The organism is Mucilaginibacter sp. 5C4 (genome assembly GCF_034345625.1).
GTDB lineage: Bacteria > Bacteroidota > Bacteroidia > Sphingobacteriales > Sphingobacteriaceae > Mucilaginibacter > Mucilaginibacter aurantiaciroseus.
The window spans coordinates 3201219-3224357 of the sequence record NZ_CP133775.1; the positions used below are offsets into that span (position 1 = coordinate 3201219).

The 23139-nt window shown below is 45.1% G+C and carries 22 protein-coding genes; 8 read left to right on the forward strand and 14 right to left on the reverse strand.

Annotation, left to right across the window (positions count from 1 at the left end; genetic code table 11):
- Positions 1–153 precede the first annotated feature (153 nt).
- Positions 154–1623 carry a YitT family protein gene (locus tag RHM67_RS15010; RefSeq protein ID WP_322227656.1) on the forward strand — a complete coding sequence of 490 codons (1470 nt, stop codon included), beginning with the start codon at positions 154–156 and terminating at the stop codon, positions 1621–1623.
- 162 nt (positions 1624–1785) lie between these two features.
- On the opposite strand, the gene RHM67_RS15015 is transcribed toward RHM67_RS15010, so the two are convergent.
- The 14 genes from RHM67_RS15015 to RHM67_RS15080 all read right to left on the reverse strand — a co-directional run bounded on the left by RHM67_RS15015 (position 1786) and on the right by RHM67_RS15080 (position 13367).
- Positions 1786–2832, reverse strand: a complete 1047-nt coding sequence (locus RHM67_RS15015; protein WP_322227657.1) for an adenylate/guanylate cyclase domain-containing protein — start codon at positions 2830–2832, stop codon at positions 1786–1788.
- 4 nt (positions 2833–2836) lie between these two features.
- Positions 2837–3211, reverse strand: coding sequence for a response regulator (locus tag RHM67_RS15020; RefSeq protein WP_252756569.1), 375 nt, complete (start codon positions 3209–3211; stop codon positions 2837–2839).
- A 66-nt stretch (positions 3212–3277) separates the two neighbouring features.
- A complete protein-coding gene (locus RHM67_RS15025; protein ID WP_322227658.1) occupies positions 3278–4600 on the reverse strand; it encodes a sensor histidine kinase in 1323 nt (440 codons plus the stop codon).
- A 67-nt stretch (positions 4601–4667) separates the two neighbouring features.
- Positions 4668–5114, reverse strand: coding sequence for a phosphatidylglycerophosphatase A (locus RHM67_RS15030; RefSeq protein ID WP_252756567.1), 447 nt, complete (start codon positions 5112–5114; stop codon positions 4668–4670).
- Between the two features lie 124 nt (positions 5115–5238).
- The gene (locus RHM67_RS15035) at positions 5239–6060 is read right to left on the reverse strand and encodes a TerC family protein (RefSeq protein WP_322227659.1); all 822 of its coding nucleotides are present in this window, start codon (positions 6058–6060) and stop codon (positions 5239–5241) included.
- Positions 6061–6070: 10 nt separating this feature from the next.
- Positions 6071–7033 carry a hypothetical protein gene (locus RHM67_RS15040; protein WP_322227660.1) on the reverse strand — a complete coding sequence of 321 codons (963 nt, stop codon included), beginning with the start codon at positions 7031–7033 and terminating at the stop codon, positions 6071–6073.
- A 7-nt stretch (positions 7034–7040) separates the two neighbouring features.
- Positions 7041–8180: a toxic anion resistance protein gene (locus RHM67_RS15045; protein WP_322227661.1), complete on the reverse strand. Its 1140-nt coding sequence runs from the start codon at positions 8178–8180 to the stop codon at positions 7041–7043.
- Between the two features lie 175 nt (positions 8181–8355).
- Positions 8356–8970 carry a TerD family protein gene (locus RHM67_RS15050; RefSeq protein WP_322227663.1) on the reverse strand — a complete coding sequence of 205 codons (615 nt, stop codon included), beginning with the start codon at positions 8968–8970 and terminating at the stop codon, positions 8356–8358.
- A 93-nt stretch (positions 8971–9063) separates the two neighbouring features.
- A complete protein-coding gene (locus tag RHM67_RS15055) occupies positions 9064–9621 on the reverse strand; it encodes a TerD family protein (RefSeq protein ID WP_416182875.1) in 558 nt (185 codons plus the stop codon).
- A gap of 49 nt (positions 9622–9670) precedes the next feature.
- Positions 9671–10564, reverse strand: coding sequence for a phosphoribosyltransferase family protein (locus tag RHM67_RS15060; RefSeq protein ID WP_322227665.1), 894 nt, complete (start codon positions 10562–10564; stop codon positions 9671–9673).
- Between the two features lie 2 nt (positions 10565–10566).
- Entirely contained in the window at positions 10567–11268 is a 702-nt protein-coding gene (locus RHM67_RS15065) for an HAD family hydrolase (protein ID WP_322227666.1), read from the reverse strand.
- A gap of 214 nt (positions 11269–11482) precedes the next feature.
- Positions 11483–12301, reverse strand: coding sequence for an N-acetylmuramoyl-L-alanine amidase (locus RHM67_RS15070; RefSeq protein ID WP_322227667.1), 819 nt, complete (start codon positions 12299–12301; stop codon positions 11483–11485).
- Between the two features lie 132 nt (positions 12302–12433).
- The gene (locus RHM67_RS15075) at positions 12434–12886 is read right to left on the reverse strand and encodes a Fur family transcriptional regulator (protein WP_322227668.1); all 453 of its coding nucleotides are present in this window, start codon (positions 12884–12886) and stop codon (positions 12434–12436) included.
- 28 nt (positions 12887–12914) lie between these two features.
- Complete coding sequence (locus tag RHM67_RS15080; RefSeq protein ID WP_322227669.1) at positions 12915–13367, reverse strand: MerC domain-containing protein; 453 nt, start codon at positions 13365–13367, stop codon at positions 12915–12917.
- Between the two features lie 201 nt (positions 13368–13568).
- Here RHM67_RS15080 and RHM67_RS15085 point away from each other — a divergent pair, with 201 nt between their 5' ends.
- The 7 genes from RHM67_RS15085 (at position 13569) to RHM67_RS15115 (ending at position 23130) form a co-directional block, all read left to right on the forward strand.
- A complete protein-coding gene (locus RHM67_RS15085) occupies positions 13569–14252 on the forward strand; it encodes a GDSL-type esterase/lipase family protein (protein WP_322227670.1) in 684 nt (227 codons plus the stop codon).
- Between the two features lie 11 nt (positions 14253–14263).
- A complete protein-coding gene (locus RHM67_RS15090; RefSeq protein WP_322227671.1) occupies positions 14264–15355 on the forward strand; it encodes a Gfo/Idh/MocA family oxidoreductase in 1092 nt (363 codons plus the stop codon).
- 1 nt (position 15356) lies between these two features.
- Entirely contained in the window at positions 15357–16091 is a 735-nt protein-coding gene (locus tag RHM67_RS15095) for a glucosamine-6-phosphate deaminase (protein WP_322227673.1), read from the forward strand.
- Positions 16060–17184, forward strand: a complete 1125-nt coding sequence (locus RHM67_RS15100; RefSeq protein ID WP_322227674.1) for a hypothetical protein — start codon at positions 16060–16062, stop codon at positions 17182–17184. The genes RHM67_RS15095 and RHM67_RS15100 overlap by 32 nt, the downstream gene beginning before the upstream one ends.
- Before the next feature lie 665 nt (positions 17185–17849).
- Positions 17850–19577, forward strand: a complete 1728-nt coding sequence (locus RHM67_RS15105) for a GMC family oxidoreductase (RefSeq protein WP_322227675.1) — start codon at positions 17850–17852, stop codon at positions 19575–19577.
- A 9-nt stretch (positions 19578–19586) separates the two neighbouring features.
- Entirely contained in the window at positions 19587–20324 is a 738-nt protein-coding gene (locus RHM67_RS15110) for a DUF1080 domain-containing protein (protein ID WP_322227676.1), read from the forward strand.
- A gap of 139 nt (positions 20325–20463) precedes the next feature.
- Positions 20464–23130, forward strand: coding sequence for an alpha-L-rhamnosidase (locus tag RHM67_RS15115; protein ID WP_322227677.1), 2667 nt, complete (start codon positions 20464–20466; stop codon positions 23128–23130).
- The last annotated feature ends 9 nt before the right edge of the window (positions 23131–23139 follow it).

The window sequence follows — 23139 nt, forward strand, 5'->3', positions numbered from 1 at the left end:
ACGTTGCGGTCACAAAACCAGAAAGGGATGACAAAAAGGGGCCTTTCCCCGGCCCGGCCCGAGGGAGAGGGAGGAAAATACTTTTAAAAGTCCTCTGCTTTGGAGAGGATTTAGGTGAGGCATTTCCCTTCAAATTAATATCTTAGCGCAACAATGATGGATCTGGTTGAGAGCCCCGAGGGTAAATATATTTTAGACAGGCTGCGGAACGAATTGCCCGTGCAGTTCCATTACCATAACATCGACCATACTCTTGATGTATATCGTTCTGCCGCTGCCATCGCACAGCAGGAAGATATAGATGAACCCGATACCAAACTTTTACTTATAGCCGCCCTTTACCACGACAGCGGCTACCTCAAAAGTGTTAAAGACCATGAAATGGCTTCCTGCCATATTGCCCGGGAGGCTTTACCACAGTTTGGTTACGATCAGGATTACATAGAGCAGGTTTGTAAGCTTATCATGGCAACCCAGTTGCCGCAGCAGCCTACCACGCTGTTGGAGCAGATCATTTGCGATGCCGATCTGGATTACTTGGGCCGACAGGATTTTATCCCCACAGGTAATAAGCTTTTTAAGGAGATGCAGGCGCTTGGATCGGGAGATAATATTAATGACTGGGACAAAACACAGGTTAGCTTCCTACAAAACCACCATTATTTCACACCAACATCATTGAAAAATAGGGAGCCGAAAAAACAGGAAAATTTAAGAGATTTACAAACCAAAACTTCCATCGCCGAAATGAATACAGCCACCACCACACGATCTATAATTATAGACACACTTTATGCCATTGTAGGCATTTTGTTTTGTGGGTTTGCCTTAAAAAGTTTCCTGATCCCCAATGCCTTTTTTGATGGTGGGGTAACGGGTATCTCCCTGTTGATCCACGAGCTTTACCATGTTAACATTGCCTACGTAATTATCCTGGCTAACATACCATTCATTATTATGGGCGCGTTGCAGGTAAATAAAACCTTTGCCATACGCACCATGATGGCTATCATCGGCTTAGCGCTATGCCTGCTTTATTTGCCTTATCCCGATAAAATCACATCAGATAAATTGCTGGTATCAATCTTCGGCGGGGTGTTTATGGGCACCGGAATTGGTTTAGCTATACGGGGTGGCTGCGCGCTGGATGGCATCGAAGTATTAGCACTTTATACCGGTAAGCGCATTAGCTTTACCATCAGCGAGATCATATTGGGTATCAACGTGATTATCTTCCTGATAGCTGCCTTAGAGGTCGGCTTTATCACCTCCCTTTACTCTATCATTACTTATTACACCGCATCGCGGATGATCAACTTTGTGATAGAAGGCCTGGAAGAGTATACCGGTGTAACCATCATATCCGGCCAAAACGCATTAATTAAAGAGATGCTGGTGAAGCAGCTTAGTCGAGGTATTACCGTTTACAAAGGCGAGCGCGGTTTCCTGAAAGAAAGCTTTGACGTGAGCCACCCGGTTGATATTGTGTTTACCGTAGTTACCCGTTTAGAGTTGAGACGCCTGCGCAATATGGTGCATGAGATAGACCCTAAAGCGTTCATCTTTACCAGTATTATTAAAGAAGCCGCTGGTGGGGTTTTGAAGAGAAGAGCAAGACATTAAATGCCTTTTTTGTAGAGACGCGATACTTCGCGTCTTATTTAACCATGCCCGGATTTGCATGCGGGAGACGCGAAGTATCGCGTTTATTAAATCATGATCGGATTTGCATGCGAGAGACGCGAAGTATCGCGTCTCTACGGTTTTATTATATCCGAAATCAAATTACTCCACCACCTCGTAAGTATTAACCGGCTTTATCTTATTCTTTAGCGCAAACTCTCCGTTCACTTTGCACTGGAACGATTCTTTTGCTTTGTGGTAAACATCCTCAGTAATGATGATCTGGCCGGCGGTGGCTATGCCCTGCAGGCGCTGGGCAAGGTTTACCGAATCGCCTATCACCGTATAATCCAGTCGTTTTAGGGAGGCCGAACCGATGTTGCCCGATACCATTTCACCGCTATTAATACCCACAGAAATATTTGGTTTAAAGATCTTGCCGTTGCCTGCATCTATCTCCGGCTCGTCAGCCAGGTGGGATTTTACCGATAGCGCCGCATCTATGGCCCTATCCAAATGGAACTCGCCACGGAATACTGCCATGATAGCATCGCCCATAAACTTATCTACGTGGCCACCCTGGGCTATAATTTCTTTTACAATTTTATCGAATAAGCCGTTAAGCAGGTTTACTACCGTGTTGGCCGGGATATGCTCGGTAATGGCTGTAAAACCGCAAACATCTACAAACATAACGGTAGCTTCCAACAGTTCATTTTTCATGAGGCTGCCTTCAAACTCCTTGTGTGCCATAAAATTCAGCACGTTCTCATCCACATACATCTTTAGGATGTTGTTCTCTTTAATGGCCTTAAAGGTTGCCTGCAATTGCCTTACATAGGCAATGGTACGCTGCATGGTCAAGTCCAGGTCTTCAAAGTCCACAGGTTTCATCACAAAATCATAAGCGCCACGGTTCATGGCGGTGCGGATGTTTTGCATATCGCCATAGGCCGATACCACTACCGCTTTTAGCATCGGGTTGGCATCGGGCAGGTGGGTAAGTAGGGTAAGTCCGTCCATCACGGGCATGTTAATGTCCGACAGGATAATGTCCAGGTCAGGGTGCTCTTTGATGCGCACTAAAGCTTCTTCCCCGTTTGCCGCGAAAATAAATTCGTACTCGTTCTCCCTTATTTTACGGCGAAACTTTTGTTTTACCAGCACTTCCAGGTCGGCCTCGTCATCCACTACAAGTATCTTAGCCATTGTGCTATAAGTTTTTAAGTTTTTCTTTCAGTAAATTAAAATCAAGCGGCTTGGTTAGGAAATCATCCGCGCCTTTAGCCATCGCCTGTTGATAGTTTTCGTCGTCGCCATAGGCGGTTATCATCATTACTACGGGTGGTGGCGGGTTTGGGAAATCTTCGCGGATGTGCGTTAGCAACTCTATCCCGCTCATGCCCGGCATGTTGATGTCCGACAGGATGAGCACCACCTCCGAATGTTTGTCCTTTAGGTAGTCCAGCGCTTCCTCGCCCGACTGGGCAAAGTTAAATTCTACTTCATGGTTTTTTATTTCCTTGCGGAATCGCTGTAAAAAAAGCGGCTGAACGTCTGCTTCGTCGTCTACAACTAATATTTTCATATGGTGGTTAAAGATAGATAAATCAATTTTGTGCTAAGTAATTAAATCATGTAGAGCATAACAACGTTACGCCAAAGGCAGGGTAATGATAAATGACGTACCGTCGCCCTCTTTACTTTGGATATTGATATGGCCTTTGTGGGCTTTTACAATAATATCGTAGCTTAAAGATAAGCCCAGACCGGTACCCTCACCTGCCGGTTTGGTGGTGAAGAAAGGCTGCATAATTTTATCCTTGATAGCATCCGGGATACCGCTGCCGTTATCTTTTACGGTGATCTCTAACTCTTTACCATTTGCGGCCGATATAACCCGTGTAGATACCTCTACCTTCGGTTTAAAGTCGCCACCAATCGTTTTTTGTTTTTGATGCACGGCGTAAAACGCGTTGGTAAACATATTAAGCAATACGCGGCCAACATCCTGCGATACGATGTTGATCTCCGGTAAATTCGGGTCGAAATTGGTTACCAGGTCGGCGTTGAACGACTTATCCTTGGCGCGCAAGCCGTGGTACGCCAGGCGGAAATATTCATCGGCAATGGTATTTAAATTCGTAAGCTCTTTTACGTTACTACTGGCACGGCTGTGCTGCAGCATACCTTTAACTATGCCATCGGCACGTTTGCCATGGTGGCGAATTTTTTCGAGGTTTTGTTTGATATCATTGGCAATAGCGGTGGCTTCTTCCATATCGCCTTTGGCCATTTCCTCTTCCATCTCGTCAATCAATTCCATACTCACCTCAGAGAAGTTATTGACAAAGTTTAGCGGGTTTTGAATTTCATGGGCAATGCCGGCGGTAAGTTCACCTAAGGATGCCAGTTTTTCCTGCTGGATCAATTGTGCCTGGGTGGCTTGCAGTTCTTTTACAGTTTCTTGTAGTTCGTTACGTTGCTTGGTGATCTCGGTGGTACGCTCGGCAACTAAAATTTCCAGTTCATCTTTACGCTCGCTGATGCGTTTGAGTTCGCTTTGTTGTTTTTTAGAAGTTGCTACGCGAAGGAAGATCCAACCGAAGGAAGCCAATTGTGCACTCTCAAAAAAGTTATCGTATTTGTTGTAGAACTTAATGTTTATCAGCGCTGTTAAATTGGCTATTAAGGCTATCGCGATTAACGGGTAATGTGCGTTTATCAATACACCAAACCCTTTAAAATCGGGTTCCTTGTTAAAGAAAAGCACCACACCCAATAATACCATGGCGATGATTATACCGTTTATTTCATCCCTCGGAACAAGGTTATTTACCAAAAAATATAAACCAATGGCGCTCAAAGTAATGCCATAGAGCGGCGTATTCCATTTTGGCGCTATAGGTAATAGCTTTATGGACCTGCGCAGGCGTATAGCAAGCAATAACAGCGCGGCATAGATAAAAAAATACATACCTTGATAATGGTTAAAGTTTAAAAACTAAGGTAATTATTATTGCTGAACAACGTAAATGTATCGCTTAAAACTTAACAAAGTGTACCACAACCTGCAGTACAATATTGCCGTACACGCCGGCCAGCACATCATCCATCATAACACCTGTGCCGCCCGGCAGGGCTTCCATTTTACGGATACCCAATGGTTTTACAATATCAAAAAAGCGGAACAGCACCAGGCCTATCAACAGGTAATACAAATTTGGCGGGATAAATAGCATGGTTACCAGCATGCCGGCAACTTCGTCTATCACCACGCGGTAGCTGTCTTTTCCCCAGGCGGGTTCTACTTTGTCGCCAACGTAAATGCCTAACAGGGTTATGATAATGGTAACGCCTAACAAATACAGCGGACTATGCATATCAGACCGCCACAAAAGCCAGATGAACGGGCAGGTAACAATAGCGGCAAGCGTGCCCCCACCCTTTACGTAGCCAATACCAAATATAGATGCGATGAGTTTATTCATTATTAAAAATTAACCATGTCATTGCAAGCGATAGCGCGGCAACCTCATAGGATATGCAGATATGCTGAGATTGCCGCGTCGCTACGCTCCTCGCAATAACATGCTGTTTTATTGTTTAGCCCAATTAGCTTTTATCTAACACGCCCTCGGCCTCTTCGGCTATTTCGGGTTTGATGATGTTCTTTTTAGGGAAATTAAACAGGATTGACGTAATTACCGGAATAATAAACACTGCCACCGTAAATATCGATACAGCGATATCTGCAGTCTCGCCTTCCATAAATTTGGAGAAACCTGCCTCCGGAAAGAAATGCACATACAGTGAAGCCGTAAGCTTGATACCCAACACACCTATCACCATAAAGGCGACTGTTTCCAGGAAGGTAAATTTTTCCATCAGTTTCACAAAAGCCTGCGCTACAAAACGCATAGCCAAAATACCGATGAACACCCCGGTATAGATCAAAAATACGTGATCTGTAAAGGCCACGGCAGCAAATACGTTATCTATCGAGAAGGCTAAATCCATCAGCTCTACCAATGCCACGGTTGCCCAAAAGGTACCGATAAGCCCAACGGTTGATTTGTACAGCCAATTCTTGTTCTTATCTACCGATTCATCGCCGCCATCGGCATGTTTTTTAGCAAGCTTGCCTTTAAAATAATCGAACGCCAGATAAAGCAGATACAAGCCGCCTAATGGCTTTAACCACCAGATTTTCACCAGCCACGCGGCCAGGAACAAACATACCCCACGCAGCACGTAAGCGCCAATGATACCATAACGTAAAGCACGGCTCCGCTGCTCCTTAGGCAGGTCGATAACCATAGTAGCCAGCACCGCGGCATTATCTACCGAGAGCAGGCTTTCTATAACGATCAGGTTTAAGACAATTAGCAAGCCTGCCTTTATATCTTCACCAAGTAAGGTGTGTAAAAAATCCATTGTGTTTAGTTTAAAGTATATCGGTGTTTAACATCGTTTTTAAAATATTAGCCTGCACGTCAAACGCGTTCATGTGTGCCATAAAGTTCACATCAGATATCTTTTTATAGTCCTCGGCCAGCAGGGCCGTAATGTTTTCTGGCAGGTTGGTTTTTATTAAACCGGCCTTGCCTGTTAGCTGCACGTTCTTATCGCGTAGTTCGCGCATTATGCGCTCGCGTTTGCTCACGGTGTTCTTCAGGTCAATATCGCCCAGTTTGGCTACATCGCAAAACAGCAAAACATTGTTCAGCGGCGAAAACAGGAAATATTTGTTTACATCCGCGAAGCGATAAACCTCCAGTACAATATCGTTTGCCCTTACGCCGCAGTAAAACTCGATCTTAAAATCGTACTTGCAAAGGCTGCCCATAAGCTTACGCTGTATGGTGGCATATTCATTTGAGTAAACATCAGCCGGGTTATAAACCAGCAGCTCGTAAACCAGCTCGGTAGAGATGCTGTAAAAGTAATCGGCCGAAAAATGCGCGCTAAACTTATTGATATTTGCCGCGAACGGGTACTCCGCCGAGTTATCTGAAAGTACCTGGAACAGTTTGCGTAACGATTGGCTCATTTTTAGCGCCTGCCGCTGTTTATCGTTCACATAACTTTGTTCGCTATATGCCGAACCTTCCATCTGCTCTATCAGCTGGTGGTTTAGGTGTACTTCATCAAGCAGCAGGTCGGCCCGGGCCTCATTGTTCTTTTTGATCTTCTTAAGCAGATCAATAAGGGTTTGTGTAAACTGGAGATGAAACATCTCCAGTTGGTTAATATCAAGTTCGGGGTTGGTTTGAAACAGCTGGTGCAGAACTTGTGTACGCAGGTAAATCCTATAAATAACGTCGTTATTAAAAAAAACCGATAGCAGCTGTAATTTGCTGATATCACGCGTGGACGCATTTAATATGTTTAGCCTGTTTTCATCCATATGCCAATTAACGTGTATTGGTCACATTCTTTTTCAACTCAGTTTCTAAAGTTTGCAACTCCGTATTAAGCGTTTTCCTGTTTTGTGTCCCCTCGTCATGGATGCGTTTAACCTCGGTTAAAGTCTCAATTAACGATTGTGTGGTACGTTTTAAAGTATCCAAAGATACCACAGTTTTCTCATTTTCGCGGGCAACATCTATGCTGTTTGTTTTTAACAGCTCGGCGTTTTTTAGCAAAATGGTATTTGTAGTGTCCGAGATCTTTTTCTGCATCTCTACATTGGCCTTTTGCCTGTTCAAAGCCACGGCAATGGTGAGCTGGTTTTTCCAAACCGGGATGGTGGTAGATACTATCGACTGCGCCTTTTCTGCAATGGTGGTATTGTTGTTTTGCACCAAGCGGATCTGGGCAAGCGATTGCAGCATAATAAAGCGCACCACCTTTAAATCGGCAAGGCGTTTATCCAAACGGTTCACGTAATCGCGCAGGTCGGCAATCTCGTAATCCTGGTAGGCAGATGGGTTGCCGTCCATTACCGCCAATTGCTCGTTTAGTTCCGCATAGCGTAACTGGCCGGCAATAATAAGCTCTTCCATCTGGTGGATGTAGTCTACATTGCTATCAAACATGGTTTGCAGCGATGCATTATCTTTAATGGAGTTTACGCGGCCCGCTTTTATTTTATTGGTGATCTTGTCAACGTTGTTAACCACCAGGTCGTACTTGGCAAACATCTTTTTGGTATCCATAACCAGGGTACGCAAAAGTGGGATGCGGGATATGATCCTTACAAAAGCGTTTTGCTCCAGTTCGTCCACATCAATATAATTCAGTTCGTGCAGCAGGTCGGTAATTAAAGTACCTACCTCGCCCGAATCAAAGGTACGTACCGATGTAAGGAAAGTATTACTGTAACGCTCCATAGACGCCTGCACATCGGTACCATAATTCAGGATCGAGTTTACGTCGCTTGGGTTTAAGTCCTTGCCTTTTTCACTAAACTTTTTAACCTCATCCGGCGTAATGTTGGTTAGGTCTACGTTGCCTTCTTTATCTAATTTAACCGGGGTGTTAGTGCTTGCCGCAGCCGGTGTAGCTGCAAAATCCGGCAGGCCGGCACCCTCGTTGGTTAGGTTGGTTTCCATTGTTTTTGATTAAAATATATGTTTGGCACATTTTTACGTAGAGACGCGATACTTCGCGTCTCCTTTAGGACGGTGACAAACGTTTTATAAATATATTCAATAAGACGCGAAGTATCGCGTCACTACATTCAATATCGCCGCATTCAATAAGACGCGAAGTATCGCGTCACTACGGTTACAAATAATTACGCATTACCGTGTTCACGGTTTCTTCCAGCTTGCGGTCTTTGGTTGGTTCGCCAATGGCGTTAAACTTCCATTCTCCGTTTTTGTTGTAGAAGATGCCCATCACCATTGATACGTGGCCCTTAAAGTCGGATCCGTTGGCAATATCGTACGTTGCGAAGATCTCGTTCACACGTTTTGGCGTGCCTTCGTAAATACGGATAGACGCGAAAGGTATGGTACCAAAATCCTGGCCTTTGAAGCTATTAAGCACAAATGCCGCGTGTTTAACCGCCGGGTTAAGGCCGCCCAGGTCAAGCGTGATCACTTCATTATCTAAACCATCATCGCCGCCCATATCACCGGTAAGGTCATCGCCACTGTGGCTTACGGCGCTGTCTTTCGATTTTAGGTTACCGAAGTACACTACGTCTATCAGTTTTTTATTCTCATCAAACAAAGCGCAGCTGGCGTCAAGGTCAACCGCTTCTTTGCTGCCACCAAAGCCAAATATGCCCTTTTTCTCTATAGCGCCCCAGTTTATACCCACACAAACGTTTTGCAGTTTGCTGCCGTTAGTTTTTTCGAGGCTGATGCGTTGCCCCTTTTGAAGATTAATTGCCATGATTTAATTTTGTTTATGTTAAGGGTTGTCCATAGTCGATGGTCGATAGTCCATAGCCTGATTTTTACTATGGACTATTGATTATCGACCGTCTTAGTTGTACTTATTTAAATAATCTTGCAGGCCGCCTTTCATGCCGGCGCCTACTGCTTCAAATTTCCATTTGTTATCGCGTTTGTAAATACGGCCAAATTCTACAGCTGTTTCTATCGAGAAATCCTCTTCCAGCTCGTATTTCAAAATATCGGCGTTGGTAGCCGTATCAAAAATGCGTACGAACGAGTTGCGCACCTGGCCAAAATTTTGGCGGCGGCTTTCCGCTTCGTGGATGGTTACTACAATGCAAATTTCGGTTACGCGCGGGTCAATTATGCTCAGGTCTATTTTTACCTGCTCATCATCGCCATCACCTGCACCGGTAAGGTTATCGCCTGTGTGCTCAACCGCGCCATCCGGCGATTTTAGGTTATTGTAGAAAACAAAGTGCTCGTCGCTCAAGATCTTTTTGTTATCACCCATAATAAATATAGATGCATCAAGGTCAAAAGCAGCCCCTGTAGATGAAGTATTGGTATCCCAACCTAAGCCTATGGTAAATTTGGGAGCGTCGATAGCTTCGCGCTGCCCTTTTTGAAGATTAATTGCCATTATGTTGTTATTTTATAATTGTTAAAAAGTAAGTTTTCTTTAATATTTAGCCTCATCCTGCCCTCTCCAAAGGAGAGGGTTCTAAAACCCCTCTCTTTAAAGGCCTCTCCCTTAAAGAGGATTTAGGTGAGGCTAATAATTGTTTTTTTATAAATATAAGGTTCTGTTCGTACGCCTCTATAGTATGGTAACCGTTGCCCAAAGCCATATTGTAAAGCAGTTCTGCAAAATCGGCAGTTTGGTTTTGGATGAACACCCTAAAGCCATCAAAACTATAGTTTAATATGTATTTTACAATACGTGTGTTGATGCAAAAATTGCCGCTTTTGATAATGCCATCCAAATCAAAAATAGATTTTACCTGGTGATAGTTAAGGTGGTTCTCTACATTGGGGTGGATATTTTTATTGATCAGTTCGGCAAAGTACAGCATGTGGATGTCGTTCTTTAGCCCATAAGCATCAACCATCTTCATGATCATGCGCTCGTGGCTGCCGGTGATGCGGATATCATCTAAAAACACCAGCGTTTTACCAATCAGGAACTCCTTATCAATATGGAACTTATCGTTACCTATCAGGTTCATACGCTGCTCGGCATCCAATTCGCCATAATCCTCTTTGTAGGTTATGGTACGGTGTACCTTGGTTTCCTGCACCACGGGTAAGCCCTGCTCTGCCAGCCAATTGTTTAGGCGGTAAACAAACCAGGTTTTCATGGCGAAGGTTGCCGTTGGGATAAACGAATACGGGCTCGAGATTACCACGATCTGTTTGGTGACGGGGTTATTGGTTAAGTACTCATTTATAAAACCATCCGCCAGGGCAATACCAAAATCTTTTGATACAGCGCCATCGCCAAACTTAAAACGGCTATAATCATCGGCATCAAAGCCAAAAGCATCATCGTGGTGGATATGGTGTAATGAATAGGTAGTGGTTATCATGCTTAGTTTAAAAGGCTTAAAATGCTGTTTTGGTTTGAATTAATAAGCATGGAGCTGATGCCTAATTCATTGGCTGGCTTAACATCATTTTTAGGGTTATCGCCAACGTGGATAATGTTTTTCAGCGGGATGTTTTTGCCCCCGTTACATATATCTATGTTGTTTAGCATCGCCTTAAAAAATTCGGGGTTTGGTTTTGACATCCCTGCCTCGTCTGAGTACAGCTGAAAATCGAAATAGGTATCCAGCACATAAAGTGCCAATACTTTTCTTAATGTTTTCCCGGTGATGTATCCTGTGTTGCTCAACAAACTAAAAGTTGCTCCGCTTTTTAGCTTTAGATGCTGCAGGGTATCAATTGTTACATCGGCATACATGCGGGGCGGGTATTTAAAAAGCAACTCCTCCATTTGCAGGTGTAGCGCGGGATAGTCTATATCATCGATATTTAACCGATCGCCATTGATGAGGCTGATTACCATCAGGTACATTTCATCAGCATCAATGTTCTTGCCTGTTTTCTCGTTCACGGCGTTGCACATCAGGTCCACCTTACGGAAAACCCCGGCGACATCATCAACCGATAAGCCTGTATTATTAAACTTTTGGTGGAAGAACCGCGCGCGCTGAATTTTAAATTCGGGGTCGGATTTGATGAGTGTTAACCACAGATCAAAAGAATAGTGCTGGTAATAATAAGGCATTAAATAAATGTATACAGGTTACAGTAAGGAGCGAAACCCGCAACCCTAACTTTATCTAATATATACCTTTTATGCATATTAGTTTTAAAATTAAAATAAAGTTTATGTTAAAGTTAACCTCATCCCAACCCTTCTCTAAAGTAGAAGGCCTAAAAAAGGAAATTATGATTTGATGGTCAAAGTCCTCTCCTTTGGAGAGGATTAGGTGAGGCTTTTACTGCGCCATTTGTGCCGCCCTATAAGCCATAATAGAGCGAATAATGGTTTGCACGATCTGCGCCTGTCCTTCGTCCGAGTTTAGGAATGTCTCTTCTTCGGGGTTATTGATAAAGCCTGTTTCTACAAGCACCGCGGGCATACCGCTGTTAGCCAGCACATAAAGGCTTTGCTCGCGTACGCCAATGGACGGGCGACCGTCAGTTTCTGTAAATTCCTGGTTCAAGAACTCGCCGAAACGAATGCTTTGCTTACGGTATTTTTTGGTAAAGGCATCCAGGATAATGGCATTAGCCGGGTCGGCAGCATCCAACGCTTCGTATTTTGTTTGGTCTTTTTCGATCAGGATAGATGCATTCTCGCGCACAGCCTCCAATTGTTCCCCGGTCCGTTTTGAAGCATAAACCAGCAGCATTACCCCGCTTTGCTTGTGCGCGCGGTAGGCGGTGCCCTCGGCAGATGAATTACAATGGATAGAGACAAACAGGTTGCCCTGCGATTTATTGGCAATATCCGACCGACGCCTCAATTCGATAAAGGTATCGTCAGAGCGTGTCATTACGGTACTCAGATCGGGGATCTGCGCCTTGATGGCGTTCTGCAATTTTTGGGCGATGGAAAGGGTTACGTTCTTCTCAAATGAGGTTAAGCCTTTTGCACCGGCATCCCTACCGCCGTGGCCTGCATCGATAATAACGGTTTTAAGTTTAAAGCCTGTAGCCTGGATGGTATCTGCCGCGGGCGTAAACGAACACAGCAGCAAGTAAAAACACAATATGCTAACCGAAAATATCGGCCCAATACTTTTTTTAATCATTTATTTTATTAAGGAACGCTAAAATAATCAACATTGTATTAATAAGGAAAATAAAGTGCGTTTTTGGGTGATTGAAAGTCGTTTTTTGACGTTTTTTTTGCCGCAATGGTTTAATAGCAATTTTGTTGCAAATCAATTCACTTTAGCCTGTTCCTTTTTACTGCATTTAGGGCAAAGGCCCGATGCATAAAGCGTAAACCCTTGCGCCTCGAAACCCGCGGGCAGGGTAAGCTTTGGCATATTTAGCTCGTTAATACAGTACACGTTTTTACACAGGGTGCAGTTAAAATGCAGGTGTTCGTCGTGGTGGTGGTTCTCCCGGCAATCCGAGTGGCAAACGGCGTAATTGGCCGTACCGTTCAAGTCAAATACTTTATGGATGATGCCTTTTTCCTCGAACGTGTTTAAGATGCGGTATAGCGTAACGCGGTCAATATCATTCATTACGCTCTCCAGGTCGGGCTGCGAAGTGGCCGTATTTTTGGAATACATCATGGACAGCACCCTTAACCGCGGCGCAGTTTTTTTAAGATTATGCTTCTGCAGCATATCTTCAAACTGGTAGTTATTTTTTACTTGTGCCATTTCAATACAAATCTAACAAAAAATGCAATTACGCCGCCTTGTGACTTTCGTGTTCATGTGCATGATTGTGCGCGTGTTTTATGTGGAAAAAGTTATCGCCCGCCCTGCAAGTACCCGCGTATTTGTAATTGATGAAATGCGCCAATGCTATGGTAAAACCGCCCACAGGCACAACAACGGCCTCTATCCAGCCTTTTGTAAATAAATGGCCGATGATGATGATCAGAAAGCCAGTTATTAGCAAAGCCAATGGCAACACGCGGTGATGCTCTTTAAAATAAGAATTACCGATAGATGAGATGCCCACAAACAGGGCGGTGATGATCATGATCCACTCTACCCAGGGGTTAGCCAAAAAGCCGAGGCCCACCAACGGCAAACTGGTAAAAAACACCGGTACCGCCGCGCAATGTATAGCACAAAGCGTAGACGCCGTCATTCCAATATTGTCCAGTTTTATGGTTTTTAACCTCGAGATCATGTTGCAAAGATAATACAAATGCAACATTATTGTATTTAGAATTGTTTGCGATTTGTCAGAAGATAATATTTAACCCCTATTTCATAACAAAAAAAACAGCGATTTTCAGTGCAAATAATTGACCAAAAACCGCATAAAAATAACCAAAAACGCCATCTAATGATTACTAATTATTGTATTTTAACCGCCAATAAACAAATTATGAAATACATCCTGCTGCTATTGCTACTGCCTGTTTTCGCGCAGGCGCAAACCCGGCCGTCGAACCAAAACCTGTTTGATACCATCCCTTTTATACCCGACCATACTACCGACCGGCTGGAACAATTTAAAAAGCAACCCATAACCAAAGGCGGTATCATCTTCCTGGGCAACAGCATTACCGAAATGGGCAACTGGGCCAAACTACTAAATGATACCACTGTGGTAAACCGCGGCATAGGCGGCGATATCACCTACGGAGTACTAAGAAGGCTTGATGATGTAATTATCCGCCAGCCCAAAAAACTGTTTATTTTGCTGGGCATCAATGACATTGGCAAGGATATCCCCGATTCGGTGATCGCTTACAATTACTTCAAGATCATCAAACGGGTAAAAGCGGGTAGTCCGGCTACCAGGATCTTTGTACAAAGCATCCTGCCGTTAAACCCAACGGTCAAAAACTTTCCGCAGCATTACGATAAGGCCGAGCATATCCCGCGGGTAAACGCTATGCTCAAAGCGCAGGCGGCAAGCATGGGGTATACTTATATTAACCTGCATCCGCTCTTCCTCGATAAACAAAACCGACTGGACGCCGGATATACCTTTGAAGGCCTGCACCTTAAACCCGAGGCGTATGTAGTTTGGGTCGCTTACCTAAAAAAAATGAAATACCTGTAATACTCTATAACATGACTAAAACCAAAGTTGCCATACTTGGCGCCGGATTTATATCTGACATCCACGTAGAATCGTACCAGCGCTTTATACCCGAGGCTGAGATAGTAGCCGTTTACGCCCGCAATATAGATAAGGCCAAAGCCTTTGCCGAAAAGCATCATATCCCCGCTTATTTTGATGATGTAGATAAACTACTTGCCGAAACAGATTGTGAAGTAATAGACATATGCGTTCCTAATTACTTGCATGCTGTAAATACCATTAAAGCCGCAAACGCGGGCAAGCACATCATCATCGAAAAACCACTTGCCGTTACTTTAGAGGAAGCCGATGAGATGATCGCTGTTTGCAAAGCCAACAATGTAAAGCTGATGTATGCCGAGGAGCTTTGCTTCGCCCCTAAATACGAACGTGCAAGGCAGGTAGTAAAAGAGGGTGCCGTTGGCGAAGTGTACATGCTTAAACAAGCCGAAAAACACTCCGGCCCACACACCGATTGGTTTTATGACATCAACCTTGCCGGCGGAGGTGTGCTGATGGATATGGGCTGCCACGCCATGGGCTGGTTCCGCTGGATGCTGGGCAATGCTAAGGTTAAAAGTGTTTATGCCACTATGGATACAGTTTTCCATGGTGCCCGTACCAAAGGCGAGGATAATGCCGTGGTAATAGTTGAATTTGAGAACGGCGTTACCTGCGTTGCCGAAGACAGCTGGGCCAAACACGGCGGCATGGACGACCGTTGCGAGATCTACGGTAAAGGCGGCGTTATTTATGCCGACCTTTTTATGGGCAGCTCGGCGCTTACTTATAGTCGGGAAGGTTATGGCTACGCGATGGAAAAGGCAGATACTTCTGCCGGATGGAGTTTTACCATTTTTGAGGAAGTGTTTAACCAGGGCTATCCGCACGAACTGAAACACTTTATAGAATGCGTGCGCGAGGATAAAACCCCGCTGGTAACCGGCGAAGATGGCCGTGCCGTGCTGGAAATGTTATATGCCGCCTATGCATCTGCCGGGCAGGGTAAAAAGATAATGCTGCCATTCGCCCCAAAGGTTGACCGCCCTATTGATTTGTGGCTTAACGCAAAACAAGATTAAAATGAAAATATCAATATACGACACCAACGACGAAATGTCGAAAGCGGCAGCCGAACTGGTTGCCAAACAGTTGGCTCAAAAGCCCGCTTCTGTAATTTGTTTCCCTTCGGGCGATTCACCTACCGGGATGCTCAACTACATCGTGCAATGGGCAAACGATGGCAAAATAGACCTGAACCAGAGCTTCTTTATCGGCCTTGACGAATGGGTGGGCATGGACGAGAACGACCAGGGCAGCTGTAAATATTATCTAAAGCATAACTTTTTTGATAAGCTAAATACCAAACTAACCAACATCACCCTGTTTGATGCCAAGGCAGAAGATCTGGATGCCGAATGCGAGCGCATGAACAACTTCATCAGCAGCAAGGGCGGGCTGGATATCATGATGGTAGGCATTGGCATGAATGGCCACTTAGGCTTAAATGAGCCCGGCACACCTTTCGACTTGTATGCACACAGATCGGAATTAGACCCGGTTACCGTGCAGGTAGGTCAAAAATATTTCACTAAAGAAACCGCGTTGACAGAAGGCATCACCCTTGGCTTAAAACATTTGGCAGAAGCTGGCAAAGCTGTACTGATCGCAACCGGCGCTAAAAAAGCGGATATCATCCACGAAAGTTTGCAGGGTTTGGTGGGTACTGAAGTACCTGCATCCATTTTACAAACGCTATCAAACGCGTTCATTCTACTGGATAAAGATGCCGCTTCGGAACTGGAACACGGTGCCTGATATGGACGAAAAGTTGCAACATATCCAACAAGCGCTTCAAAATGCATCCACCTCATTGGCAAATAAAAAAGTTGCCGCCGGGTTTGATGGCTTTGTAGATTCTATTGTAAAAGTGGTTAACTACAAGAACGACGACGGCACGGTATTCTTCCGTACTATTAGCGAGTTTGGCACTTATATCAGCAGTAAAAGCGGCTCGGGTTTTAGCTTAGAAAGCGAGGAACTGATACAAAAACTTGGCGGCAACATGCCTATTATGGCGAACGCACTGGCAGGCATGGGCATCGGCGTAAATTGTGTTGGCGCATTTGGGGTTCCGACCGTTGCCCCGGCTTTTACAGGCATGCATGCCAATTGCGAACTGCACAGCTATACCAACCCCGGCTTTACCACCGCCATGGAATTTGCCGATGGCAAGATCATGCTTGCCCAAATGACCGATCTGAACCACGCCAATTGGGATACCATTAAACAAACTGTCGGGCTGGATAAACTTACAGCGGTTTTCACCCACGCCGAGCTTATTTGTCTGGTAAACTGGAGCGAGCTTGACCATAGCAACAGCATGTGGCAGGGCTTATTGGACGATGTTTTTACAGGCACACAATCAACCCAAAAGCAATTCTTTTTTGACCTGTCCGATTGCTCTAAACGCAGCGCGGGGGCTATCACATCAGCCATAAAATTGATTGAACAATTTGGTACTTATGGGCAGGTAACATTAAGTTTGAATAGAAACGAGGCCAATATCCTTTACAGAACATTCATAGATGATGTTCTGCCTGAGGATATGCAGTCAATTGGCGAAAAACTGTTTGCTGCGTTGAAAATCGATACACTTGTTATTCACAACTCAAAAATTTCAATTGCCTGGGATAATAATGGCACTTACATTAACGAACCTACCCTTATAACCGATCCGAAGATCTCTACCGGCGCGGGCGATAATTTTAACGCGGGTTATTGTTTGGCTATGTTGTTAGGATTGGCCGCCGAAGCCGCCTTGATGATGGCAAATTCGACATCGAATATCTATATGAATACGGGCAAAAGCCCGGGGATAACGGAGTTGGCTGCTTATTTTAGCGGATAACGTCGGTAGACTTCATTAACTATTCTTGATGTCAAAACATTTCATTCATTGCCGTTGACTTTAGTCAACGGATAATAAACAAACAAATCTTTTTTGTCGCCGCAGGGTCTCACATCGTGGACCCTGCGCTGCCTTGCATACATGCGCAGGGTCTCTTTCAGAAGACCCTGCGAGGACAAAAACGTCGGTAGACTTCATTAACTATTCTTGATGTCAAAACATTTCATTCATTGCCGTTGACTTTAGTCAACGGATAATAAACAAACAAATCTTGGCTTTAGCCAAACTAAGTCTTTGGCTAAAGCCAATGCCTTTTTATTAACTATCCGTCCCATAAATTGGGCGGCAATGATGAGCATGATGGCTTTACCCTCGCAGAATTTACTCACCCCGACTACGCTACGCTGGTCGACCCTCTCTGCTCCGCAAAGAGGGTAAGAACTGCAGCTACACCCTCTTTCCGCGCAGCGAAGAGAGGGTCGCGCACGAAGTGCCGCGGGGTGAGTAAATTCTTCGATTTTTGTCGCAGCAGGGTCTCACATCGTGGACCCTGCGCTGCCTTGCATACGTGCGAAGAGCCTCTTTCAGAAGATCCTGCGAGAACAAAATTTTTACTTTTTCCGATAAATTATTGCATCTTTAGGATACCAAAATTATAAACTTTCATGTCAGCAAATTCTACCGATAAAGGTTCGGGCGCTTTGGCCGCGAACACATTTGATGCAATTGTTATCGGCTCGGGTATCAGCGGAGGCTGGGCTGCCAAAGAGCTTTGCGAACAGGGACTAAAAACTCTTGTATTAGAACGTGGCCGCGATGTAAAACACCTTAAAGATTACCCTACCGCTACCACCCCGCCATGGGAATTTCCCTACCGTGGCCGCATGAACCTGAAGCATAACAAAGAAAACCCGCTGATCAGTAAAGCTTCCGGCTACGGTGATGACTGCGACCATTTCTTTGTGAAAGATGCCGACCATCCCTACGTACAGGAAAAACCTTTCGACTGGATCCGCGGGTACCAGGTTGGCGGCAAATCGCTCACCTGGGGGCGTGCAACACAACGCTGGAGCGAGTTTGAATTTACCGCACCCGAACGTTTTGGTTATGGCATTGGCTGGCCAATTGGCTATAAAGATGTGGCGCCATGGTATTCGCACGTAGAAAAATTTATAGGCATCTGCGGCAGCAAAGACGGCTTAGAAGCTATGCCCGATGGTGAGTTTCAAACTCCGTTTGATATGAACGTGCCCCTGCAGCACATCAAACAATCATTAAAAGATAATTATACCGACCGCCACCTGGTACATGCTCGTTGGGCGCACCTTACCGAGCCGCAACAAATTCACCTTGACCAGGGCCGCGGTAAATGCCAGGCGCGTAATATGTGCGTGCGCGGCTGCCCGTTTGGCGGGTACTTTAGTTCGGTAAGTTCTACCCTGCCCTGGGCGCAAAAAACGGGAAACCTGACCATTCGCCCGCATTCTGTTGTCCATTCTGTTATTTATGACGAAAAACTGGGCAAGGCAAGTGGCGTTCGCGTTATAGATGCCAACACCAAAGAGGTTATTGAATACCATGCCAAGGTGATCTTCATGAATGCCTCGGCACTAAATACCAACCTCATCTTACTCAACTCAAAATCAAACCGTTTCCCTAATGGTTTGGGTAACGATAGCGGTATGCTGGGTAAATACATAGCCTTCCATAATTACCGCGCATCGGTATCGGGCACGCTGGATGGTTATCTGGATAAATACTATTTCGGCCGCAACCCTACCGATCTGATATTGGTGAATTACCGTAACCTGCATAAACGCGACACCAATTATTTTGGAGGCTACACCACCTTTATGAATGCTTATCGCGACCAGCACCCTAACGACAGCGAGCAAGGCCAGGTTGGCGCGCAATACAAGGATGACCTTTGCGAACCGGGCGGCTGGCATGTATTTGCCTATCTACAGGGCGAAACTGTACCTGTTGAGAGCAACCACGTCCGCCTCAGCGAAACTGAAAAAGACCAGTGGGGTATCCCGTTATTGGTGACATCGGTAGAATACCATCCCAATGACGACCTCATGACCGAAGACTTTTTGAATACCACAGCCGAGATGCTGGAAAAAGCCGGTGTAAAAAACATCAGCAAACACAACAATAAGCAATCGCCGGGGTTAGATATTCATGAAATGGGCGGTGTACGCATGGGTAAAGATCCTAAAACATCCTTACTAAATGCCAACAACCAGCTGCATGCCTGCAAAAATGTATTTGTAACCGATGGTGCATGTATGGCAAGTACCGGCAACCAAAGCCCATCAATATTGTACATGGCGCTTACGGCAAGGGCCGCCACTTTCGCTTTTAACGAGATTAAAAAAGGTAACCTGTAAAGATCATTTATGAGAAAACTGAGTTTTGTATTATTAGCAGCTATCGCGATAAGCGGCTGTAAAGGCAAAAGGGCGGCAAATTATCAGGACAGCACAACTGCATCATTAGATAAACCCGGCGAATGGGTAAATCTCTTAGACGATAGCACCATGGCCGGCTGGCACGCCTATGGTAAAAGCGCGGTTGGTAGTGCATGGAAATTAAAAGATGGCGAACTGCACCTAAATGCATCCAAAAAAGCCGACTGGCAAAGCGCGGGCGGAGGCGATATTGTTACCAATGACGAGTATGAAAACTTCGACCTAAAAGTGGAATGGAAGATAAGTCGCGCGGGCAATAGTGGCATTATGTTCTACGTGCATGAGGATACCACCCAATACAAATACCCATGGCAAACCGGGCCCGAAACGCAGATCGCTGATAACAAAGAGAACGAAGACGGTAAACTGATCAAACACCGCGCGGGCGACCTTTACGACCTGATGTCGATAGATAAAGAGATTGTGAACAAAGCCGGCAGCTGGAATAAAACTGAAGTGATAGCCAACAATGGCAGCTTAACCATATTGGTTAATCACGAGGTTGTTTTAAAAACCACGATGTGGGATGCTAAATGGAAAAAGCTAATAGCAGGCAGCAAGTTTAAAGAATGGCCCGGCTTTGGCACTTATAAAAAAGGCCGCATAGCCTTGCAAGACCATGGAGCTGACGTATGGTTCAAAAATGTAGAGATCAAAAAACTATAGAACGATTGAGAGACAAAGCCTTTCCTGCACACAGGGGAGGCTTTGTTGTTTTTATGAGACAGCGGGTAACAGTGTTTATTCGAAAACATTCTATCTTAACCCGATTAAAGCTAACCAAATTTAAACCCATCTTTACGCTATGCGCCTATTTCAGAACATACTGATTGGTACTTTTTTGTCTTTTTCGTTATCAACACAAGCTGCAACACCTGCCAAAGCTATTGGTTTGCGTATAGAATACCTTGTAAACCCAATTGGTATAGATAACACGCATCCCCGTTTAACCTGGATGCTTGCGGATAGCCGCCAGGGCGCAAAACAAACTGCCTATCAGGTTTTTGTAGGCATGGATTCGATAGAGGTTAGTCGCGGTAAAGGCGGCGACTGGACATCGGCCAAAACAGCTTCATCAAATATATTAGCCACTTATAATGGCAAGGCATTACAGCCTTTCAAAAAATACTATTGGAAGGTTGATGTTTGGGATAAGGATGGCGTAAAGGCTATATCATCTGCCGTTAGCAGTTTTGAAATGGGCATGCTTAAAATGACCAACTGGAAAGGCACCTGGATAAGCGACGAGCAAGGTATAAATGTAAAACCTGCACCCTATTTCCGCACCACATTCGGCACGGGTAAAAAGGTAAAATCGGCAAGGGCTTATATTGCTGTTGCGGGTTTGTATGAACTTTATATCAATGGCGAAAAAATTGGCAACCACCGATTAGACCCTATGTACACCCGTTTCGACAGGCGTACCTTATATGTTACTTATGATGTTACCAAGAATATTATGGCCGGTAAAAACGCCATTGGCGTACTGTTGGGCAATGGCTGGTACAATCACCAAAGCACCGCCGTTTGGGATTTCGATAAGGCATCTTGGCGTAACCGCCCAACTTTTTGTTTGGACCTGCGCATCACTTATGAAGATGGCACTTTTCAGATAGTACGCTCGAGCGAGCAATGGAAAACCAGCTTTAGTCCCATTACTTTAAACAGTATTTACACTGCCGAGCATTACGATGCCCGCCTTGACCAGCCCGGATGGAACACCATCAACTTTGACGATACCAAATGGAAACCGGCATTTGCCCGCCCTGTGCCATCGCAAAATGTAACCGCACAGGCATTGCACCCCATCCGTAATGTAGATGAGATCCCCGCAAAAACCATGAATAAAATGGATGATGGCGCTATCGTTTTCGATTTGGGAAGGAATATATCCGGCGTTACAAAATTCACCGCAAAAGGTAAAGAGGGTACGGTTATCCGCTTAAAACATGGCGAAAGACTTTATAAGAACGGCCACGTGGATCTCTCGAACATCGACCTGCATTACCGCCCTACCGATGATAAAGACCCTTTCCAGGTGGATATATTTACGCTGAGCGGCAAAGGCGAGGAAACCTTTATGCCCAAGTTTAACTACAAAGGCTTCCAGTATGTAGAGGTTACCAGCAGCGAGCCTATTGAACTGAGCACCAAAAGCCTTACCGGATATTTTATGCACAGCGATGTGCCGCCGATTGGTAAAGTAAATTCATCGAACACAACCATTAACAAGATCTGGGCTGCTACCAATAACTCGTACCTGAGCAACCTGTTTGGCTACCCTACAGATTGCCCTCAGCGCGAAAAGAACGGCTGGACAGGCGATGCGCACATAGCTGCCGAAACCGGCCTTTATAACTTTGATGGCATCACCGTTTACGAAAAATGGCTGGCCGATCATCGCGACGAGCAGCAGCCAAATGGTACATTGCCATCTATCATCCCAACTGCGGGATGGGGTTACGAGTGGGGTAACGGGCCGGATTGGACCAGCACCATCGCGCTTATTCCGTGGGATATTTACCTGTTTTATGGCGATACCAAGATCCTGAAGGATAATTACGAGAACATCACACGCTACGTAAACCACATTAACGACCTGTACCCTACCGGCCTTACCACCTGGGGCCTTGGCGACTGGGTGCCTGTAAAATCGGTATCGCCCGTGGAGGTTACTTCTACAGCGTACTACTTTGCAGATGTTACCATTGCGGCCAAAGTGGCCGGCATTTTGGGCAACAAAGCCGATAAGCAGAAATACATCGCGTTAGCCAGTAAAATTAAGAAAGCGTTTAACGATAAATACCTGAACGAAAAAACAGGCTCTTATAATAAAGGCCTGCAAACAGAACTTGCCGTGCCGCTTTACTGGGGCATGGTTCCTGATGCTTATAAAGCTAAGATCGCCGCGCGACTTGCTGAGCGTGTAAAAGCTGATAACTTCCATTTGGATGTGGGGATCTTAGGTGGCAAAGCCATTTTAGGTGCTTTAAGCGACAACGGTTACCCAGATGTTGCCTACAAAATTGCATCGCAGGAAACCTATCCTTCATGGGGTTGGTGGATGGTGAACGGCGCTACAACCCTTTACGAAAACTGGAATATAGATGCCAAGCATGACATATCACTTAACCACATCATGTTTGGTAATATTGGTGCATGGCTTTACAGCGGCATTGCAGGTATTAAACCCGATGAAAAACAACCGGGCTTTAAAAACGTGATCCTGCAGCCAAACTTTGTTCCCGGCTTAGACCAATTCACTGCCGAGCATACAAGCCCTTATGGCAAGGTTGTTTCCTCGTGGAAACGCAATGTGGATGCGGTAGAGTATTCGGTAACCGTACCTGCTAATACATCAGCAGATATTACTTTCCCGCTGAATGGTGGTAAAAAAGCATCTTTAGGTGGCAAAGCAGTTGCCAGTGTTTACCATGTGAGTGCGGGGTATTATAAGTTTGTGGTGAAGTAAACGCACACA

What these genes read in the sequence shown, in the direction of transcription:
- RHM67_RS15100 (WP_322227674.1), top strand. Translation starts at nt 16,060, where the DNA reads ATGCCGCTTCGGAACTGGAACACGGTGCCTGATATGGACGAAAAGTTG.
- RHM67_RS15065 (WP_322227666.1), bottom strand. Translation starts at nt 11,268, where the DNA reads ATGCCTTATTATTACCAGCACTATTCTTTTGATCTGTGGTTAACACTC.
- RHM67_RS15040 (WP_322227660.1), bottom strand. Translation starts at nt 7,033, where the DNA reads ATGGATGAAAACAGGCTAAACATATTAAATGCGTCCACGCGTGATATC.
- RHM67_RS15090 (WP_322227671.1), top strand. Translation starts at nt 14,264, where the DNA reads ATGACTAAAACCAAAGTTGCCATACTTGGCGCCGGATTTATATCTGAC.
- RHM67_RS15015 (WP_322227657.1), bottom strand. Translation starts at nt 2,832, where the DNA reads ATGGCTAAGATACTTGTAGTGGATGACGAGGCCGACCTGGAAGTGCTG.
- RHM67_RS15105 (WP_322227675.1), top strand. Translation starts at nt 17,850, where the DNA reads ATGTCAGCAAATTCTACCGATAAAGGTTCGGGCGCTTTGGCCGCGAAC.
- RHM67_RS15035 (WP_322227659.1), bottom strand. Translation starts at nt 6,060, where the DNA reads ATGGATTTTTTACACACCTTACTTGGTGAAGATATAAAGGCAGGCTTG.
- RHM67_RS15115 (WP_322227677.1), top strand. Translation starts at nt 20,464, where the DNA reads ATGCGCCTATTTCAGAACATACTGATTGGTACTTTTTTGTCTTTTTCG.
- RHM67_RS15110 (WP_322227676.1), top strand. Translation starts at nt 19,587, where the DNA reads ATGAGAAAACTGAGTTTTGTATTATTAGCAGCTATCGCGATAAGCGGC.
- RHM67_RS15020 (WP_252756569.1), bottom strand. Translation starts at nt 3,211, where the DNA reads ATGAAAATATTAGTTGTAGACGACGAAGCAGACGTTCAGCCGCTTTTT.
- RHM67_RS15095 (WP_322227673.1), top strand. Translation starts at nt 15,357, where the DNA reads ATGAAAATATCAATATACGACACCAACGACGAAATGTCGAAAGCGGCA.
- RHM67_RS15070 (WP_322227667.1), bottom strand. Translation starts at nt 12,301, where the DNA reads ATGATTAAAAAAAGTATTGGGCCGATATTTTCGGTTAGCATATTGTGT.
- RHM67_RS15060 (WP_322227665.1), bottom strand. Translation starts at nt 10,564, where the DNA reads ATGATAACCACTACCTATTCATTACACCATATCCACCACGATGATGCT.
- RHM67_RS15025 (WP_322227658.1), bottom strand. Translation starts at nt 4,600, where the DNA reads ATGTATTTTTTTATCTATGCCGCGCTGTTATTGCTTGCTATACGCCTG.
- RHM67_RS15080 (WP_322227669.1), bottom strand. Translation starts at nt 13,367, where the DNA reads ATGATCTCGAGGTTAAAAACCATAAAACTGGACAATATTGGAATGACG.
- RHM67_RS15045 (WP_322227661.1), bottom strand. Translation starts at nt 8,180, where the DNA reads ATGGAAACCAACCTAACCAACGAGGGTGCCGGCCTGCCGGATTTTGCA.
- RHM67_RS15085 (WP_322227670.1), top strand. Translation starts at nt 13,569, where the DNA reads ATGAAATACATCCTGCTGCTATTGCTACTGCCTGTTTTCGCGCAGGCG.
- RHM67_RS15030 (WP_252756567.1), bottom strand. Translation starts at nt 5,114, where the DNA reads ATGAATAAACTCATCGCATCTATATTTGGTATTGGCTACGTAAAGGGT.
- RHM67_RS15075 (WP_322227668.1), bottom strand. Translation starts at nt 12,886, where the DNA reads ATGGCACAAGTAAAAAATAACTACCAGTTTGAAGATATGCTGCAGAAG.
- RHM67_RS15010 (WP_322227656.1), top strand. Translation starts at nt 154, where the DNA reads ATGATGGATCTGGTTGAGAGCCCCGAGGGTAAATATATTTTAGACAGG.
- RHM67_RS15050 (WP_322227663.1), bottom strand. Translation starts at nt 8,970, where the DNA reads ATGGCAATTAATCTTCAAAAGGGGCAACGCATCAGCCTCGAAAAAACT.